General features: G+C 62.6%; 14 protein-coding genes. 12 read left to right on the forward strand and 2 right to left on the reverse strand.

Annotated elements, in window-relative coordinates:
- Positions 1-5: 5 nt before the first annotated feature.
- Positions 6-1025, reverse strand: a complete 1020-nt coding sequence (locus CFU_RS01010; protein ID WP_014004196.1) for an alpha/beta fold hydrolase — start codon at positions 1023-1025, stop codon at positions 6-8.
- Between the two features lie 95 nt (positions 1026-1120).
- Positions 1121-2170 carry an AraC family transcriptional regulator gene (locus CFU_RS01015; protein WP_014004197.1) on the reverse strand — a complete coding sequence of 350 codons (1050 nt, stop codon included), beginning with the start codon at positions 2168-2170 and terminating at the stop codon, positions 1121-1123.
- Positions 2171-2603: 433 nt separating this feature from the next.
- Between CFU_RS01015 and CFU_RS01020 the strand changes: the two genes are divergently transcribed.
- The 12 genes from CFU_RS01020 (at position 2604) to CFU_RS01075 (ending at position 17744) form a co-directional block, all read left to right on the forward strand.
- The gene (locus tag CFU_RS01020; protein WP_238531378.1) at positions 2604-3824 is read left to right on the forward strand and encodes a D-arabinono-1,4-lactone oxidase; all 1221 of its coding nucleotides are present in this window, start codon (positions 2604-2606) and stop codon (positions 3822-3824) included.
- A gap of 16 nt (positions 3825-3840) precedes the next feature.
- The gene (locus tag CFU_RS01025; RefSeq protein WP_190275210.1) at positions 3841-5043 is read left to right on the forward strand and encodes an MFS transporter; all 1203 of its coding nucleotides are present in this window, start codon (positions 3841-3843) and stop codon (positions 5041-5043) included.
- On the forward strand, positions 5040-6332 hold the full coding sequence (locus CFU_RS01030) for an alanine racemase (RefSeq protein WP_081466381.1): 1293 nt from the start codon (positions 5040-5042) through the stop codon (positions 6330-6332). The genes CFU_RS01025 and CFU_RS01030 overlap by 4 nt, the downstream gene beginning before the upstream one ends.
- The gene (locus CFU_RS01035) at positions 6325-7719 is read left to right on the forward strand and encodes a coniferyl aldehyde dehydrogenase (protein WP_041741041.1); all 1395 of its coding nucleotides are present in this window, start codon (positions 6325-6327) and stop codon (positions 7717-7719) included. The genes CFU_RS01030 and CFU_RS01035 overlap by 8 nt, the downstream gene beginning before the upstream one ends.
- Before the next feature lie 69 nt (positions 7720-7788).
- Positions 7789-9165 carry a DUF1329 domain-containing protein gene (locus CFU_RS01040; RefSeq protein WP_014004201.1) on the forward strand — a complete coding sequence of 459 codons (1377 nt, stop codon included), beginning with the start codon at positions 7789-7791 and terminating at the stop codon, positions 9163-9165.
- 65 nt (positions 9166-9230) lie between these two features.
- Positions 9231-11177 (forward strand): DUF1302 domain-containing protein, encoded by a 1947-nt coding sequence (locus CFU_RS01045; protein ID WP_014004202.1) that lies wholly within the window; start codon positions 9231-9233, stop codon positions 11175-11177.
- Positions 11178-11200: 23 nt separating this feature from the next.
- Positions 11201-13621: an efflux RND transporter permease subunit gene (locus CFU_RS01050; RefSeq protein WP_014004203.1), complete on the forward strand. Its 2421-nt coding sequence runs from the start codon at positions 11201-11203 to the stop codon at positions 13619-13621.
- 8 nt (positions 13622-13629) lie between these two features.
- A complete protein-coding gene (locus tag CFU_RS01055; RefSeq protein ID WP_085959131.1) occupies positions 13630-14628 on the forward strand; it encodes a WD40/YVTN/BNR-like repeat-containing protein in 999 nt (332 codons plus the stop codon).
- Positions 14629-14743: 115 nt separating this feature from the next.
- Positions 14744-15148 carry a nuclear transport factor 2 family protein gene (locus CFU_RS01060; RefSeq protein WP_014004205.1) on the forward strand — a complete coding sequence of 135 codons (405 nt, stop codon included), beginning with the start codon at positions 14744-14746 and terminating at the stop codon, positions 15146-15148.
- A gap of 50 nt (positions 15149-15198) precedes the next feature.
- Positions 15199-16056 (forward strand): helix-turn-helix domain-containing protein, encoded by an 858-nt coding sequence (locus CFU_RS01065; protein ID WP_050808437.1) that lies wholly within the window; start codon positions 15199-15201, stop codon positions 16054-16056.
- Positions 16057-16125: 69 nt separating this feature from the next.
- Positions 16126-16671, forward strand: coding sequence for a DUF3455 domain-containing protein (locus tag CFU_RS01070; protein ID WP_014004207.1), 546 nt, complete (start codon positions 16126-16128; stop codon positions 16669-16671).
- 188 nt (positions 16672-16859) lie between these two features.
- Entirely contained in the window at positions 16860-17744 is an 885-nt protein-coding gene (locus tag CFU_RS01075) for an amino acid ABC transporter substrate-binding protein (protein WP_050808438.1), read from the forward strand.
- The last annotated feature ends 1 nt before the right edge of the window (position 17745 follow it).

The raw sequence follows: 17745 nt of genomic DNA on the forward strand, positions 1-17745 counted from the left end.
GCCGCTCAGTGCGCGGCAAGCCACGACAGCAAGGCTTTGTGGAATTCAGCCGGCTGCTCCATCTGCGGCGCGTGGCCGAGGCCGGCGAACTCGACCAGCGTGGCTTGCGGAATCGATTTTGCCGCTTGCTTGCCCAGCACCTTGTATTGGCCTATTTTCGCCTTTACCGCGGCCGGCGCGGCATCGCTGCCGATGGCGGTGGTGTCCGCATCGCCGATCAGCAGCAGGGCGGGCATGCTCAAGTCCTTGAATTCGTAGACGACCGGCTGGGTGAAAATCATGTCGTAGATCAGCGCCGAATTCCACGCCACCAGCTCATGGCCCGGACCCTGGTTAAGCCCGGCCAGCATGGTCACCCAGCGTTCGTATTCCGGCTTCCAGCGGCCGACATAGTAGGTGCTCTGTTCGTATTTGCGCAGGCCGTCGGCGTTCAGCTTCAGTTCGCGCTGGTACCACTGGTCCACCGTGCGATACGGCACGCCCAGCGCCTTCCAGTCTTCCAGGCCGATCGGGTTGACCATCACCAGCTGCGCCGTCTGCTCCGGATACAGCAGGGCGTAGCGGGTGGCCAGCATGCCGCCGGTGGAGTGGCCGACGATGGTCGCTTTGCGGATGCCGAGCTGTTCCAGCAAACCATGGGTATTGATGGCGAGCTGCTGGAACGAATACTGGTAATGCTCGGGTTTGCTCGATGTGCAAAAGCCGACCTGGTCTGGCGCAACCACCCGGTAGCCGGCCGTGCTCAAGGCCTTGATGGTCTGCTCCCAGGTGGCGCCGCAGAAATTCTTGCCATGCATGAGAACCACCGTGCGGCCGTTGGCGGCGCCGGCAGCGGCGACGTCCATGTAACCCATCTGCAGCTGCTTGCCTTGCGATTCGAAGGCGTAGTGCTTTAACTCGTAGGGATAGTCGAAGCCCTGCAGTTCAAGGCCATAGACGGGAGCGGCAGGTGTTTGGGCGGTTGCAGCAGACAGCGCGACGCTCAGCAGCAAGCCGCCGAGCAGGAAAGAAAAGGAGTTCGACATGCGGTAGTTCTCCGGGAACGAAGCGGCTATCTTACTCCCGGATTCCGGCCGGCGCTGGGCTGGTCCGGTTCAGCCTCGGCTTGCAGCCTAAGCCGTCACTGGAAATTGGAGGAACTGCGGCTGCTGCGGTAACCGCCGGGAGTTTCGCCGGTCCATGCCTTGAAGGCACGCCGGAAGCTCCTGACATCGGTGAATCCGAGTTGCTCCGCAATTTCGCACTGCGTAAGCCGCTGGGTCTCGAGCAGGTTCCTGGCCCGGCGTTCCTGCATCTGGGCGCGTATCTGCTGGAACGACATGCCGCATTGATCGAGGTGGCGGCGCAGCGTCCGCTCCGTCAGATTGAGCGTGCCCGCGATTTCGGCCATGTTGGGGGGCGATGCCCAGTTGCGGCGAAAGGCGCTTTCGATCGATTCGATCAGGTCCGGCGTGTCGGGATCACGCATCGCCATGCGTTGTAAATGTTCCAGCGCCTGGCGCTGCGCCAGCGGATTGTGGGTATCGAGCGGCACCGCGAACAAGGAGGCGTCGGCCACGATGCAATTGCGTTGCGCCGAGAATTGCAAGGGGCAGTTGAACAGCTGCCGGTAATGCGCGGCGTAGGCCGGCGCCGGATACTGCAATTCCATGCGCAGCAGCAGCTTGCGGCTGCCCAGCAGGATTTGCCCCATGTTCATGAGATGGGCGGTGACTTCTTCGATCAGGAACGGCGTGATCGCGGCGTCACCCGGATTATGGAAGACGGCGGTGCATTCGTGTTCGGTTGCCATGAAATCGATGTCGACCATGGTGCCGCCTTCCTTGTGGTACCTGCGGCAATGTTCAATTGCTTCGCCGAACGTGGCCGAAGTCATCATTGCAAAGCCGACCATGCCCAGCGAATTGAGGGTCTGCTTGCTGCCGACCAGCAGGCCGAGCGGCAATTCCGGCAACAGCTTGATGGCGTGCGCAATCATGCCGCTGGTCTGGCGGCGCGACAGCCTGAAGGACGGATCTTCCAGGTCGGAGACAGTCAGTCCAAAACGCGCCAGCACCGTGGCCGGCGCGATGCCGTTTTCGGCAAGAACCTGGGTCAGGGCTAGGGCGATGTTGGGAGTAAGGGACGCTTTGTCGTCACTCGCCAGACTGTTGCCTTTGCTATAACGCATACGTCGACTCCTCGTCTCGATTGCCCGGAAATCCTGAGGGTAGGGCTGAACGGAAAATTTGCACGCCGGTCCATTTTGGCCGGATATGTTCCCTTATTTTCTGTCGCGGTCCTGTTGCCGCCAGTACCAGGTACATATAATTATTTCGAATATGTTACATCAAAAAAACAGGCGCATGAATCAAGCCTGGCGCTATTTTGGCGCTCGCCGGGCAGATGTTCGTGTGATGCCGGCAAGGCAATAATCTGAATATTCGTTGCTGTTCCAAAGGCGCAGGGATGAGGATCCGGCCGATGACAGCGCCACTGCGGTATCTTTGGAGGAGTGCGGTTTGGATCAAGCAATTTTGGTGCCTCAAGAACGCCGGACAGATTGGCGCAACTGGTCGGGATCCGTACGGTTTTCGCCGGCCCGGCATTTATCTCCAAGTTCAATGGAAGAATTGAAGACCGTGGTGCGCACCACCGTCGCCGCCGGCCAGTCGCTGCGGGTGGTGGGCAGCGGCCACTCGTTCGTGCCGCTGGTAGAGACCGGCGATGCGCTGGTCTCGCTGCGCAACATGAGCGGCGTCCTTTCGGTCGAAGCCGGCGTGGCCGATGTCTGGGCCGGCACCGATCTCAAGACGCTGGGTGAGCAGCTGGGCGCAAGCGGCCACGGCATGTTGAACCTGGGCGACATCAACAAGCAGTCCCTGGCCGGGGCGGTGGGGACCGGCACGCACGGCACCGGCATCGGACTGGGATCGATCTCGACCCAGGTGCGGGGCATGACGCTGGTGATGCCGGACGGCGAACCGGTGACATGTTCGCCGACGCAGGAAGCGGACCTGTTCGCCGCGGCGCGGGTGGCGATGGGCAGCCTCGGCATCATGGCGAAGATCAGAATCGAGGTTGTCCCCGCTTACCGGCTCGAGCTGGTCAAGCAGACCATGGACCTGGATGCATGCCTGGACAACGCTCCCGTCCTGGCGCAGCAGAATCGCCATTTCGAGTTCTACTGGTTTCCGCATACCCGCAAGACGGTGGTCAAGCTGATGAATCAGACCGAGGCCCAGGTTTCAAACCAGGGCCTGACCAGCGCCATGGAGCTGGCGCTGGAAAATGGCGTGTTCGGCATGCTGTCGCGCCTGGTGCGCGCCAAGCCGGCCCGCGCGCCAGGCATTGCGCGGCTGATCGGCAAGCTGGTCGGCGGCAAGGCGCCGGTGATGGTGGCCGACTGCCGCCGCGCTTTCGCTACCGAGCGCCTGGTGCGGTTCAATGAAATGGAGTACGAACTGCCCGCCGGACGCGGGCCGGAAGCGCTGCGCGAACTCGTCGCTTATATCGAAAAGAACAATGTGCTGGTGCATTTTCCGGTCGAATACCGTTACGTCAAAGGCGACGATATCTGGCTGTCGCCGTTTTACGGCCGCGACTCCGCATCGATTTCGGTGCACCAGTATGTGGGCATGGAGCATGAGCCGTATTTCCGCGCGGCCGAGGCGATTTTCTTAAACCATGGCGGCCGGCCGCACTGGGGCAAGATGCATAATCTCGGTGCGCGGCAACTTGCTGGCTTGTATCCGCGCTGGGATGATTTCATGGCTTTACGGGACAGGATTGATCCGGCCGGGGTGTTCATCAACCCGCTGCTGAAACGATATTTTGGATGCTGAGGCAAACATGCATGGCGTGAAAGCTTTACCGTTGCAGCGCTGGGGAATCCTGGCCATATTCTGCGCCGCGTTGATCATGACGCAGGTGTTCTGGTACGACTTCGCGCCGATACTGACCTATGTTTCGGGACACTACGGCGTCAGCGAATTGTCCGCCAGCCTGCTGATCCTGGTGTTCCCGGTGATGAGCATCCTGGTTTCGGCGCTGGCCGGCGGGCTCATCGACAGCCGCGGCTACCGGCTGTCCCTGCTCATCGGCACCGGCTTGATGGCGGTTTGCAGCCTGCTGCGCGTGATCGACAGTTTCTGGCTGCTGGTGCTGGCGCAAACCGGCATTGCGGTCGCGGTGCCGTTCGTGGTGACGCCGATCACGGTGCTGGTGTCGGACTGGTTCGAGGCGCGCGACGAAGCCAAGATAACCGGCATTTGCGCAATCGCCATCTTTGCCGGGCTGGCGCTTGCCATGATGGTGTCGCCGCTCTTGTTCACCGCCTTCCACCTGGCCGGATCCATGGCGATACACGCAGTTGCAGCCTTCCTGCTGTTCCTGCTGACGTATCTGTTTGTCCGCCAACGGCAGTACCGGGCGCCGGCCATCCAGGCCAAGGCCAAGGCGCAAGCGCCGTTCCAGATCAAAAGCAATATCGCGCTGCTGGTGATCCTGGTCGCCAGTTTCCTGATACAAGGCTGCTTCAACGCCGCCACCACCTGGCTGGAGGTGGTGTGGAGCGCGCGCGGCTTCGGCATCGACGATGCCGGCCTGGCGATGGCCGCGGTGGTTGCGGGAGGCATTGTCGGCGCCATGATCATTCCCGCGCTCGCCACTCGCGCCGGCAACACGCTCGGCGTGATGACCGCATGCCTGGTGCCGTCGGCGCTGCTGCTGTATCCCCTGTTCTCGGCCGGCAGCGCTGCCTGGGGCGTCGCTTGCGGCGCATTGCTCGGTTTCTTCTGGCTGCCACTGCTCCCTTTGTCGCTGACGGTGATCGATGAGGCTGTTCCCAAGTCGCATGCCGGCATGGCGGCCGGGCTGTTCTGGACGGTGGGAAACGCGGGTGTGCTGGCGATGACGGTGCTGTTCGAGCGCATCAAGAACCTATTGGGCTGGCAGCAGGCGGTGATCATGCTGATCTTGTGCATGGCCGCCGTCCTCTGCGTGCTGTTGCGTTTTGCTCCTGCGATGCGGCGCCACCTGTTCATCCATTCAAGGGAGGCATGATGCCAGCAAGCATATGGCCGCAAGATCGCGGCGCGCCCCACGATTCCTATTTTTCGGCGCTCAACGCCGAGCTGCGCAGGAACGGTCCGGCGCGCCCTTGCCTGGTGATCGACCTCGACCGCCTGGACCATAACATTGCGCTGGTGCGGCAAGTCATGGGACCCGGCAGGTCGTTGCGCATCGTCGCCAAATCGCTGCCTTCGCTGGCTTTGCTTGACTACGTCTTGCTGGCGTCGGGCAGCAGCCGCCTGATGGCTTTCCACCAGCCTTTCCTGAGCGAAGAGGCAAGGCGCTTCCCGCAGGTTGACATCCTGCTCGGCAAACCGATGCCGGTGCGCGCCGCCGCCGCATTCTACGACCAGCTGCAGGGCCCGTTCGATGCGGCCCGGCAGCTGCAATGGCTGCTCGATACGCCGCAGCGCCTGGCGCAATATCTGACGCTGGCCCAGCAGCGCGGATTAAGCATGCGGATCAATATCGAACTGGATGTCGGCTTGCACCGGGGCGGAGTGGCAGAGGAGAAGGTGCTGGCCGACATGCTGGAAATGATAGAACGCAATCCGGCGCACCTGACGTTCGGCGGTTTCATGGGATACGAGCCGCATGTCGCCAAGTTGCCGCGCGCCTTTGGCACGCAGGCGCAACTGCACGAGAAGGTGCTGCAGCGTTACCGGGATTTCATGCAGGTGGTCAGCAGTTCCTATCCCAAGCTGTTCCATCAGGGCCTCACGCTGAATGCCGGCGGCAGCATGTCGTACCGTCTGTACGGCGAGCAGCCGCTGATCAATGACATATCGGTCGGTTCCGCTTTCCTCAAGCCTGCGGATTTCGATCTCAGCCTGCTGGCTGAACATCAGCCGGCCATGTTCATCGCCGCACCGGTGCTCAAGGTGCTGGGCGGCACCAGAATTCCGGGAGCGGACTGGATCGGGAAAGTCGCGGCATGGTGGAACTCGAACCGGCGCCTTACCTATTTCCTCTACGGCGGACACTGGCTGGCGCGCTACGAATCGCCGCGCGGCTTGCTGGAGCACCCGATGATGGGTTACAGCACCAACCAGCAGTTCGTCAACGGCTCGGCGGCGACCGCGCTGGCGCCGGACGATTATGTATTCCTGCGGCCGACCCAGAGCGAAGCCGTGATGCTGCAGTTCGGCGCCATGGTCATCCTGCGCCAGGGAAAAATTGTCGATTACTGGCCGGTGCTCGGGTCTTCCGATCCGGGGCCATCCCTGCAAGGCGCTTCCCAAGTGCAGACTACCCACCGCGAGATTGCCAGCCATGCTTGAAACCCGTCCGATTTTCGATGCGATGCACGCGGCCAGCCGCCATGCGCCAATGCCGGACTGGGCGACGCGCGCCGACCGGCTGCGGCGGCTGCGGGCGCTGGTGATGGACAACCGCGCCGCCATCGCCGCAGCGATTTCGGCCGATTTCAGCAATCGGCCGCAGCAGGAGACCGAGCTGGCGGAAGTGTTCCCCTCGGTCGCCGGCATAGCCCATGCGCTGCGCCACGGCAAGCGCTGGATGCGGGTGCGCAGGCGCGCCACCGGCCTTTGGTTCAAGCCGGCGGCATCGAAGCTGATGCCGCAGCCGCTGGGCGTGGTGGGCATCGTGGTCCCGTGGAACTACCCGCTGATGCTGGCGGTAGGTCCGCTGACCGCGGCGCTGGCGGCGGGCAACCGTGTCATGCTCAAGCAGTCGGAATACACGCCGCGTTTTGCCGCTTTGTTCGCACAGCTGATCGGCGCCAGCTTTGCGGCCGACGAGATCGCCGTCGTCAACGGCGATGCCGAAGTCGCGCGCGAATTCTCCAGCCTGCCGTTCGACCATCTGCTGTTCACCGGCTCTACTGCAGTCGGACGCCATGTGATGCGCGCCGCCAGCGAACACCTGACCCCGGTCACGCTGGAACTCGGCGGCAAATCGCCAGCCATCGTCGGCCCCGAAGCCGACTTCGACAAGGCGGTGGAACGCATCCTGGTCGGCAAGCTGCTGAATGCGGGACAGACCTGTATCGCTCCGGACTATGTGCTGCTGCCGGCGGACAAGGTGCAGCGTTTCATCGACACAGCCAAGCGCGTGTTCGGCAAGCTGTACCCGGACCTGGCCGGCAATCCCGATTACACCAGCATTGTCAGTGCGCAGCATTTTGCGCGGCTGCAGGCGCTGGCCGATGAAGCCGGCCATCTCGGCGCGCTGGCGGTTCCGTTGTCCGACAGCGTATCGGATGCCGTATCGCGCCGCATGTCGCCGCTGCTCCTGAGCGGCGTCAACGACGGCATGCGCGTCATGCAGGAAGAAATTTTCGGCCCGCTCTTGCCGCTGCTGCCGTATGGCTCGCTGGAGCAGGCGATCGCCTACGTCAATGCACATCCGCGTCCGCTGGCGCTGTATCTGTTTGAAAAGAACCGGGCAAACATCGACCAGGTGATGCGCAATACCGTGGCCGGCGGCGTTTCCATCAACGACACCTTGCTGCATATCGCGCAGGACGACCTGCCGTTCGGCGGCGTTGGCGCCAGCGGCATGGGCGCCTACCACGGCGAGTACGGTTTCCAGACCTTGTCGAAGATGAAGCCGATTTTCCACCAGTCGGCCATCAACGGGCTGTCGCTGTTCAAGCCGCCTTATGGAAAGACTTTCCAGATGATGATGAAACTGCTGGTGCGCTGACGGCCGATGCCGCCGTTTATCGAAAGTTTATCGAATTAAGTTGTGATTTGACCTGCGAGGAGACGTGAAATGCACCCGATCAAACCGAAAGCATCCGTACTGCTGTTGTCTGCCGCCTGGGCCTGCTGCCTGCTGACCGCGCCGCTGTGGGCGCAACAGGCAGCCAGGCTGGGCGCGGAACTGACGCCGGTCGGCGCCGAAAAGGCGGGCAACAAGGACGGCACGATCCCGGCCTGGAGCGGCGGCGACGTCACTGCGCCGGGCGGCTACAAGGCCGGCCAGCCGCGCCCGAATCCCTATGCGGCCGACAAGCCGCTGGCCTCGATCAGCGCCGCCAATCTCGATAAATATGCCGCCAAGCTGTCGCCCGGCCAGGTGCAGCTGATCAAAAGCATCAAGGGTTACCGCATGGATGTCTATCCGACCCACCGTTCCTGCGGTTATCCGGACGTGGTGTACCAGCGCAGCAAGGAAAATGTCGGTTTCGCCAAGATCGGGCAAAACGGCTACGAACTGGTGGAAGCCAAGACCGCCGGCTACCCGTTTCCGATGCCGGCCAACGGCGTCGAGGCGATGTGGAATTTCAAGATGCGCTACCAGGGCGAAGGCCTGACCTGGGCCTACGCCACGGCGATTCCGCCGAAAGGCGGCAGCGGCATCGGCGAGCCGCTGATACAGGAAGACTACATCATGTTCCCGCTGTCGAACCCGAAGAACAACACGATCGCCGGCGCCAAGGGCGTCGAGTCGCTTTACCTGAGCCCCTACATCGCGCCGGCCCAGTTCGCCGGCGACGTCACCTTGTCGCACGCCTACATCGGCAAGACCAACGATATCTGGCTGTACTTCGCCAGTCAGCGCCGGGTGCGCCGCGCGCCGACCTATTCCTACGACGCCCCTATCCTGAACGATGAAAACCTCGAAACCATCGACCAGTACACCATGTACAACGGTCCGCTGGACCGCTACGACTACAAGCTGGTCGGCAAGAAGGAAATGATCGTTCCCTACAACTGGAACAAGGTCAACGCGGTGGAAAACAAGATCGGCGACGTGGTGCAGCCGACTTTCCTCAACCGCGACCTGACCCGTTACGAAACCCATCGCGTGTGGGAAATAGAAGCGACGGTCAAGCAGGGCGCGCGCCATACCTTCCCGAAACGGACCTTTTACCTGGACGAGGATTCCTGGCAGATCCTGGTGCAAGACCTGTACGACGGCCAGGGCAAGGTGCAGCGCGTGATGGAAAGCGGAGTAGTGATGGCGACCGAACTGCCGGCTTGCGTGCAGGAGGGTTACGCCAGTTACGACCTGTCGTTGGGGCGTTACATCGCCGAACGCATCCCGGCCGGACAGAAACAATCCGACTGGCTGGCCGGCCGCGAAGGCAGGGTCAAGGAATCGATGTTCGAACCTGACGGCTTGCGCCGCTTTGCCACCCGCTGACAGGCGTCCGCAAAAATGCGGCCACAAAAAATCGCGCAGTTTATTCGTATCCCGGGGAGAGAAGAATGAAGAAGATGGCGAGAAAGATGGCGAAGGGCAGGCGTTCCGGTTTCAAGCCGAGCATGGTGGTGGCCCTGGTATGGGGCAGCTCGACGGTGTTCAGCCAGACGGCCAGGGCGGAACAGTTCGACCTCGGCAACGGCCTCAGGGGCAGCTTCGACTCCTCGATTTCCTTCGGCATGGCGGTGCGCACCTCCAGCCCCAACTGCGCCTTCATCGGCCAGGACAACGGCGGCTGCGCCAGCAGCGACCAGATCGGCATCGCACGGCGAGATCCGGTCAATTTCAACCAGTCGTACGACTTGACCAGGCTGAACCAGGACAACGGCAACCTCAACTATAAAAGCGGGCAGGTGTTCTCAGCCACCTTGCGCGGCGTGCACGACTTGTTCCTGAAAGCGCCGGACGGCTGGAGCGGCCTGATGCGCGCTGCATGGTCCTACGATTTCGCCGCCGACCGCACCCGTTATGCCGATCTTGAGCCCGATGCGCGCAGCCATGCGGTGCACGACATCCGCCTGCTGGACGCCTACGTCAACAAGGAATTCGAGATCGATGAGCATCCGGTGCGGGCGCGGGTCGGCAATCAGGTGATCAGCTGGGGCGAGGACATTTTCATTCCCGGCGGGATCAATTCGATCAACGCCATCGATGTGCGGCGCGCGCACAGCCCCGGCGTGCAGCTCAAGGAGATCTTCCGCCCGGCGCCTATCCTGTCGCTGAATGCCGAGGTGGCCAAGGGCTTGAGCGTCGAGGGTTATTACCAGACGCGCTGGAACGGTTACGAGTTCGATCCGGTCGGCACCTTCTTCTCCACCAGCGACATCGTCGGCCGCGGCTCCACCGGCGCTTTCCTGCCGACCTCGCTGGTCAATTCCGTCACCGGCCAGTTCGGCCTGCCGCCGGCGCCGCCCGGCACCGTGGGCGATACCGGCACCCGCATCATCGGCGTCAATCCCAGCACCGGGCTGCCGTTCAACCGCCAGCTATCGGCCAGCGAGCTGGGCGATCCCAACCTGAATCCCTTGTACGGCCCGCTGATCCACAGCGGCAGCGTGATCCCGCGCGGCATCGACCACAACCCCAGGAACAGCGGCCAGTTCGGCCTGTCGACCCGTTATACCTTTCCTGAGAGCGGCGACGAACTGGGCCTGTACTACATCCGTTATCACGACAAGATCCCGTTCGCCAGCATCCGCGTCAACCAGGGCACCACCGCCAACCCGTTCGGCTGGCAGGAAATTTACCTGGATTACGCCGAGGACCGCAACCTGTTCGGCGTCTCCTACAACACCCGTGCCGGCGACTGGGCCTTCGGCACCGAGCTGTCGTTCCGGCCGAAGGAAAGCACCCCTATCGATCCGACCATCATCAGCAACCCGAACAATCCGTATTACTGCAACGCCGACCTGAATCCGGCCAACTACCGCCCCACCGGCTACGTCTGCCGCGGCGCCGTCGACCAGAAGAAATACCAGTTCCACTTGACCGCGCTCAACATCTTCACTCCGGGCGGCAGTTTCGGCGGCCTGCTGCGCGCGCTGGGCGCCACCGAGGGCACGTTTACCTCGGAACTGGCGGCGGCCTATTATCCGGACCTTGATCTCAACCAGGGCATTCCCTATTCGGTGACTTCCGATTACCGGCAGCCGACCAAGCTCTCCAGCGGCCTGGTGGCGCAGATCGGCGTCAACTATCCGGCTGCATTCGGCGGCCAGGCTTCCTATGCGCCGGACCTGTCGCTGTCGTACGGCATGTCCGGCGTGTCGGCCAGCGCCTTGCCGGGATTCATCCAGGGCGCGGGTGCGGTGGTACTGGGGCTGACTGTGGATTTCAAGACCAAGCCGGCCACCAAGATGCGGGTCGACTACACCCACAATTACGGCGGCGGCCTGTCCAACCTGAGCCGCGACCGCGATTTCGCCACCTTCAGCTTCACAACGTCGTTCTGATTAACCAGTGATCGGATGCAGGCATGAGCAGTAGTTCAACCCAGGGTCCCGCCAAGGATGGCCGGCTGCAGCGGCTGGTGGCAGGGCTGGAATCGGTTCTTTTCAGGCGGCGTTTTGCGGTGCTGCTGGCGTTTGGCGTTTTTACGCTGTGCATGGCGGTGCTGACGCTGGGTTTGCGCATGTCGGCCGGGTTTGAAAAGACCTTGCCGCAGCAGCATGAATACATCAAGACCTTCAACCAGTACCGGGAAGCGCTGTTCGGCGCCAACCGCCTGATCGTGGTGGTGCACGCATGCCACGGCACGATCTGGAACCCGCCGGTGCTGCGCCAGTTGCTGGGTGTGACCGAGGCGGTCAATTACCTGCAGGGAGTAGACCGCAGCAGCGTCATGTCGCTGTGGACGCCGAATGTATTCTTTACCGAAATCACGGAAGAGGGTTTCAAGGCGCTGCCGATTACCGGCGGCGACATCATTCCCGACAAGCTCAATCCGCAGGTGATCGCCGACATCCGCGGCCGGGTAGCCGCCGGCGGCTATCTCGGCAACCTGGTCTCGCGCGACCAGACCAGCGCCATGGTGCTGGCCGAATTGCAGGATAGCGACCCGCAGACCGGGCAGGCGCTGGATTACCGCGTCTTCAACCAGCTGCTGGAAGACAAGGTGCGCAAGCGGTTCGAAAACGCCGACGTCGAGATCCAGATCATCGGCTTCGCCAAGGCCATCGGCGATATCGGCGAAGAAGCCAGCCGCGTCATGGAATTCTTCGGCATCGCCTTGCTGCTGACCGCGCTCTCGGTTTACTGGTATTGCCGTTCGCTGCGGCTGACCATGCTGCCGCTGGTCTGTTCGCTCAGCTCGCTGGTGTGGCAGTTCGGCACCCTGCGGCTGCTCGGTTTCGGCCTCGATCCGTTGGCGATCCTGGTGCCGTTCCTGGTGTTCGCCATCGGCGTCTCGCACGGCGTGCAGCAGATCAATTTCATCGTGCGCGAAATCGCTGCCGGCCGGAATACCGAACAGGCCGCGCGCCACAGTTTCACCGGCCTGCTGATACCGGGCACGCTGGCGCTGGTGACCGCCTTCATCAGCTTCATCACGCTGACCCTGATCCCGATCCCGATGATCCGGGAACTGGCGATTGCCGCCTCGATAGGCGTCGGCTACAAGATCGTCACCAACCTGGTGATGCTGCCGGTCGCCGCCTCGTATTTCAGCTTTTCGCAGGAATATGCGCAACGCGCCATCGGCCGCCGCGAACAGCACAGCCGTTGGCTCGGCGGCCTGGCGCTGGTGGCGCGGCCGCGCAACGCATGGATAGTAGTGGCGCTGGGCGCTGCCTTGTTCGGCGTGGCGGTATGGCAAAGCCAGGGTCGCCACGTCGGCAGCCTGCAGGCCGGCGCCGCGGAATTGCGGCCGGAAGCGCGCTTCAACCGCGACGCCGCCGACATCACCGCTCGCTTCGACGTCGGCCTCGACTGGCTGACGGTGGTGTTCGAGGTAGCGCCGGCGGGCCAGCTGGATGCCTGCGCGCGTCCCGACGCCCAGCTGTTCATGGACGATTTTGCGCAGCAGATGAGCGGCGTGCCGGGCGTGCTGTCGATCCGTTCGGTGGCCGACGTGCTCAAGGGCGTGAATGCCGGCCTCAATGAAGGCAACCCGAAGATGGCCACCATCACGCGCGATGCGCGCGGCCTGGGTTCGCAGTTCGGCAGCGCCAACAACCAGCTGCACGGTTTTTCCTCATCGGATTGCCGGGCCCAGGGCGTCAACCTGTATTTGAGCGATCACAAGGCGACCACCATCAAGGGCGTGGTCGCCGCGGTAGAACAGTTTCGCCGGACCAACCGGCTGGACGGAGTCAATATCCGCCTGGCCAGCGGCAACGCCGGCGTGCAGGCCGCCACCAATGAAGTGCTGGAACGCAGCGAACTGCCGATGATGCTGTACGTGTACGCCGCCATCCTGCTGCTGGTACTGATCGCCTACCGCGACTGGCGCGCCATGCTGGCCTGCTGCCTGCCGCTGACCGTAGCGACCTGGCTCGGCTACTGGTTCATGAAGGACCTGAACATCGGCCTTACCGTGGCCACCTTGCCGGTGATGGTGCTGGCCACCGGCATCGGCGTCGACTACGCCTTCTACATCTATAACCGTTTGCAGCTGCACCTGGGAGCCGGCATAGCGATCAGCGACGCTGTCGAGCGCACTTTGCACGAAACCGGTGTGGCAACCGTGTTTACCGCGCTGACCTTGTCGATAGGCGTCGCCACCTGGTCGTTTTCGCCGCTGCAGTTCCAGGCCGACATGGGCAAGCTGCTGACCTTCATGTTCCTGGTCAACATGGTCATGGCGGTCACCTTGCTGCCGGCCTTCGCTGTGGTGCTGGAAACCATCTTTCCGCGCCGCGCCGGCATGCCGCGCATGACGTCGTCCGTTGCTCATTGAGGAAACCCATGCCATCGACATCCAAGAATATGCGTGTGATTCCTGCCATCTTGTGTCTCTTGCTGGCGGCTGCCGGCGCCAACTCGTCTGCGGCCGAAGCGGCCAACTCCGGTTGGCCGACCAACCGGCCCGCGCAGCTGCGCCAGCAAGCCGCCGGCACGGCCATGCTGGCGGCGACCAGCACCGCAGGCGGCAGGATCGTAGCCGTCGGCGACCATGGCGTGATCCTGCTGTCCGACGACGGCAAACGGTACCGCCAGGCGCGCAGCGTGCCGACCCGCACCATGCTGACCTCGGTCATCTTCATCGACCGCAACACCGGCTGGGCCGCCGGCCATGACGGCGTGGTGCTGAAAACCGCCGACGGCGGCGAACACTGGAACCTGCTGCGCCAGCAGTATGGCCAGGAGCAGCCGATATTGTCGATCTGGTTTGGCGATGCCGACAAGGGCCTGGCGGTCGGTCTGTTCGGCATGGCCCTGGGCACCAGCGACGGCGGCGCGACCTGGACCGAAATAAAACTGAGCAACGGCGACGCCGCCGACCGCCACCTGTACCGGATTGTCGCGACCGCCAGCGGCACGCTGCTGATCATGGCCGAAGCCGGCGCTGTATTCCGCTCGGAAGACGGCGGCAAACACTGGGATGTAATCGACAGCGGCGAAAAGGGCTCGCTCTGGAGCGCCGCCGCCTTTTCTGAGAACGGCGCCAGCACCGTGGTCGCGGTCGGCATGCGCGGCCACATCATACGCAGCGCCGATGACGGCAAGAGCTGGCAGCCGGTCGCTTCCGGCACAACGCAATCGCTGACCGATATTACCCAACTGTCCGGGCGCGAACTGGCGGCCGGCGGCATGGGCGGCACCATGTTGCGCAGCACTGACGGCGGCCGCCATTTCACGCTGGAGCATAGCGCCGGCGATGAACCGATCACGGCGCTGCTCAAGGCGCCGGGCGGGAAGGGCGCGCTGCTGTTTTCCCTGGCGGGCGTGGTGGCGGCGCCCTAGTTTCCTCCATTTGATTACCTGGGACGTAATCGACCGTGCCCGATGCTGGGCGGAGAATGCTCTTGTCGTCAACGACAACGCAACTCTCCCAACCCATCCTTGAAGGAGCACCACCATGACCAGCACCGCCAGCGCCAATGCCCGGAATATCGCCGATGAAGCCGCGTCCATCGCCGGCCGCTACATCGCAGCCTGGGACGAAACCGACGCCGTGCGCCGCCGCGCACTGATAGCAGCCGCATTTACCCCAGAAGCAACCTACGTCGATCCGATGATGAGCAACGCCGGCCATGACGGGCTGGATGCCATGATAGGCGCGGTACAGCAGCAGTTTGCCGGCTTGCGTTTCAAGTTGCACGGCAATCAGGACGGCCATAACAATGTCGTGCGCTTTTCCTGGGCCCTGGCCGCCGACGGCGCCGAGCCGGTCGCCATCGGCACCGACATCGTGGTGCTGGCGGCGGACGGACGCATCAGCAGCGTCATCGGTTTCCTGGATGCGATGAACCTGCCGGTTTGAAATCCCTGGCTGCCGGGCTACACTGCCCGGTAAATCTTTGGAGACAATTCATGGGCGCATCGCAAGCCGCAGAAAAAACAGGCATGGAGCAGGCCGCACACAATCGCTATTTCAATGACTTCGCCACGGCTTTGCGTTACTGGCGCGACAAGCGCGGCTATAGCCAGCTGCGCCTGTCGGCCGAAAGCCATATCTCGCAGCGCCACATCAGCTTCCTGGAAAGCGGACGCTCGCAGCCGAGCCGCGAGTTGATCCTGAAGCTGGGCACAGCGCTCGACATTCCGCTGCGCCAGCGCAATGTGATGCTGCTGGCGGCGGGTTTCGCGCCGGCCTACCAGGAGCGCAAATTGTCCGATCCCGAACTGGCCGCGGTCAAGCAGGCGCTGGATTTCATGCTGGCCCAGCAGGCGCCTTATCCGGCGCTAGTGGTGGACCGCCTGTGGAACCTGGTGATGAGCAACGGCCCGGCCGCCATGATGATCCGCTGGCTGCTGGACATGCCCGACAGCCAGCCGATCCCGCGCGAAGGCGTCAACGTCTTGCAGCTGATGCTGGACCCGCAGGCGATCAGGAAGCACCTGGTCAACTGGCAGGATGTCAGCGCCGACCTGCTGCACTGGATACAGCGCGAAGCCATGAGCGACGGTCCGGGCAGCGAAGCCACCAGGCTGCTGGAACAGCTGCTGGCGCTGCCCGGCATCAAGGCCGCCAGCCAGACGCCGAACCTGGACACGCGCGTCTTGCCGTTCCTGGCGATGACCCTCAGAAAAGACGGTGTCGAACTCAACCTGTTCACTTCGATCGCCACCATGGGTACGCCGCACGACGTCACCGTGCATGAGCTGAGGATAGAGTCATTCTTTCCAGCCGACGCCGCCACCGCGGCCTGGTTCAAAAGCAGAGGCTAGCCGGGCGCTTTACAATAGGCGCGCTGGAAACAGGCAGATCCTATCGATCCACACAATGGAGAAGGCAAAATGACAAGAAAGATGCTAGGCACGGCAGCAGCGGCCTGGGCCGCACTGCTGCTCGCAGGCTGCGCCAGTTCACCGGTCACGACGACGATCGTGGTGCCCGACAGCCTGAAGGTGGCAGACACGCAGACCTTGTCGCTTGAGGTAAAGGCGACAGGCGTACAAATTTACCAATGCGCCGTTGCCAAAGCGGACGCAACGCAGTTCGAGTGGCGCTTCGTGGCACCGGAAGCTGATCTGTTCGATAACGCCGGCGAGAAGATAGGCAAGCACTACGCCGGTCCGACCTGGGAGTCGACCGACGGCAGCAAGGTAGTCGGCGCACTGCAGGCGCACAGCGATGCGCCCGAGGCGGGCGCCATCCCGTGGCTGCTGCTCAATGCAAAATCGACTGACGGTATCGGCGTGTTCGGCCTGACAAAAAGCATCCAGCGCCTGCAGACATCCGGCGGCAATGCGCCTGCCGATGGCTGCGACCAGGCTCAGCTGGGGAAAGAAGTTCGCGTGCCTTACAAGGCGATATACCGCTTTTATTCCGCTAAACCGTAAGCTGCCGCCAGCAGCGTTTCCGCCCCAAGCCTTGGGCGGAAACGCCGCGCCGAATTGAGACAATCAATTTGTAACACAAGCACCGCAAGCGCCAGAACTACTGATATATTTGTCGCGGGGAAATCTGCTCCTTAATCTATTCTCCGGCAGCCTGATCTGCCGGGCGCGACTCATTGGGAGCTTACGTTATGCATGGTGCCATCAAGCACGGCCTTACCCTGTTTTTTATCCTGGCGCCGCTCGCTGCAACCGCAGGCGATACCCTCGGCAAGATCCGCGACAGCCAGACCATCACCTTCGCCTACCGCCAGACCGCACCTTTCTCCTACACCAATGACAACAAGCAGATCGTCGGTTATTCGATCGACCTCTGCCAGAAAATCGCCGACGCCGTCAAGCGCGAGCTGAAGCTGCCGAACCTGAAAGTGCAGTACCTGCCGGTCGATTCCAGCACCCGTTTCTCCAGCATCATCGACGGCAAGGCCGACCTCGAATGCGGTTCGACCACCAATAACGCCGAGCGCCGCACCCGCGTCGGCTTCACCGTGCCGCATTTCTTTTCCAGCGTGCGGATGGTGGTGAAGAACGGCAGCGGCATAAAAAACTGGTCGGACCTGCGCAACAAGACCATGGTGATCACCAAGAGCACCACCACCATCGACCTGGTCAACGACCGCAGCAATGTGCGCTCGCTGAACATCAAGGTGCTGGAAGCGCAGGACGATGCCGAATCGTTCGCCTTCGTCGAACAAGGCAAGGCCGATGCCTACGCGATGGACGACGTGCTGCTGTACAGCTTGCGCTCGACCGCAAAGAATCCTGCCGACTACACGATCCTCGGCGATCCGCTCTCGATCGAACCGTATTCGCTGATGCTCCGCAAGGACGATCCGGCCTTCAAGAAAGTGGTGGACCAGGAGATGGTGCGGCTGATCAATGAAGGCGAACTGAAAAAAATCTACAGCTATTGGTTCACCCAGCCGAATGGCCCGAAAGGCAGCAACCTGAACATGCCGATGGGTTACCTGCTGCGCGATTCCCTGCAATATCCGTCGGACAAGACGGCGCAGTGAG

Origin of the sequence: Collimonas fungivorans Ter331 (assembly GCF_000221045.1) — a bacterium.
Taxonomy (GTDB): Bacteria; Pseudomonadota; Gammaproteobacteria; order Burkholderiales; family Burkholderiaceae_D; genus Collimonas; species Collimonas fungivorans_A.

Excerpts from the sequence above, each read along its gene's own strand:
- CFU_RS01010 (WP_014004196.1), bottom strand. The coding sequence starts at position 1,025 with ATGTCGAACTCCTTTTCTTTCCTGCTCGGCGGCTTGCTGCTGAGCGTC.
- CFU_RS01015 (WP_014004197.1), bottom strand. The coding sequence starts at position 2,170 with ATGCGTTATAGCAAAGGCAACAGTCTGGCGAGTGACGACAAAGCGTCC.
- CFU_RS01020 (WP_238531378.1), top strand. The coding sequence starts at position 2,604 with ATGGAAGAATTGAAGACCGTGGTGCGCACCACCGTCGCCGCCGGCCAG.
- CFU_RS01030 (WP_081466381.1), top strand. The coding sequence starts at position 5,040 with ATGATGCCAGCAAGCATATGGCCGCAAGATCGCGGCGCGCCCCACGAT.
- CFU_RS01035 (WP_041741041.1), top strand. The coding sequence starts at position 6,325 with ATGCTTGAAACCCGTCCGATTTTCGATGCGATGCACGCGGCCAGCCGC.
- CFU_RS01040 (WP_014004201.1), top strand. The coding sequence starts at position 7,789 with ATGCACCCGATCAAACCGAAAGCATCCGTACTGCTGTTGTCTGCCGCC.
- CFU_RS01045 (WP_014004202.1), top strand. The coding sequence starts at position 9,231 with ATGAAGAAGATGGCGAGAAAGATGGCGAAGGGCAGGCGTTCCGGTTTC.
- CFU_RS01050 (WP_014004203.1), top strand. The coding sequence starts at position 11,201 with ATGAGCAGTAGTTCAACCCAGGGTCCCGCCAAGGATGGCCGGCTGCAG.
- CFU_RS01055 (WP_085959131.1), top strand. The coding sequence starts at position 13,630 with ATGCCATCGACATCCAAGAATATGCGTGTGATTCCTGCCATCTTGTGT.
- CFU_RS01060 (WP_014004205.1), top strand. The coding sequence starts at position 14,744 with ATGACCAGCACCGCCAGCGCCAATGCCCGGAATATCGCCGATGAAGCC.
- CFU_RS01065 (WP_050808437.1), top strand. The coding sequence starts at position 15,199 with ATGGGCGCATCGCAAGCCGCAGAAAAAACAGGCATGGAGCAGGCCGCA.
- CFU_RS01070 (WP_014004207.1), top strand. The coding sequence starts at position 16,126 with ATGACAAGAAAGATGCTAGGCACGGCAGCAGCGGCCTGGGCCGCACTG.
- CFU_RS01075 (WP_050808438.1), top strand. The coding sequence starts at position 16,860 with ATGCATGGTGCCATCAAGCACGGCCTTACCCTGTTTTTTATCCTGGCG.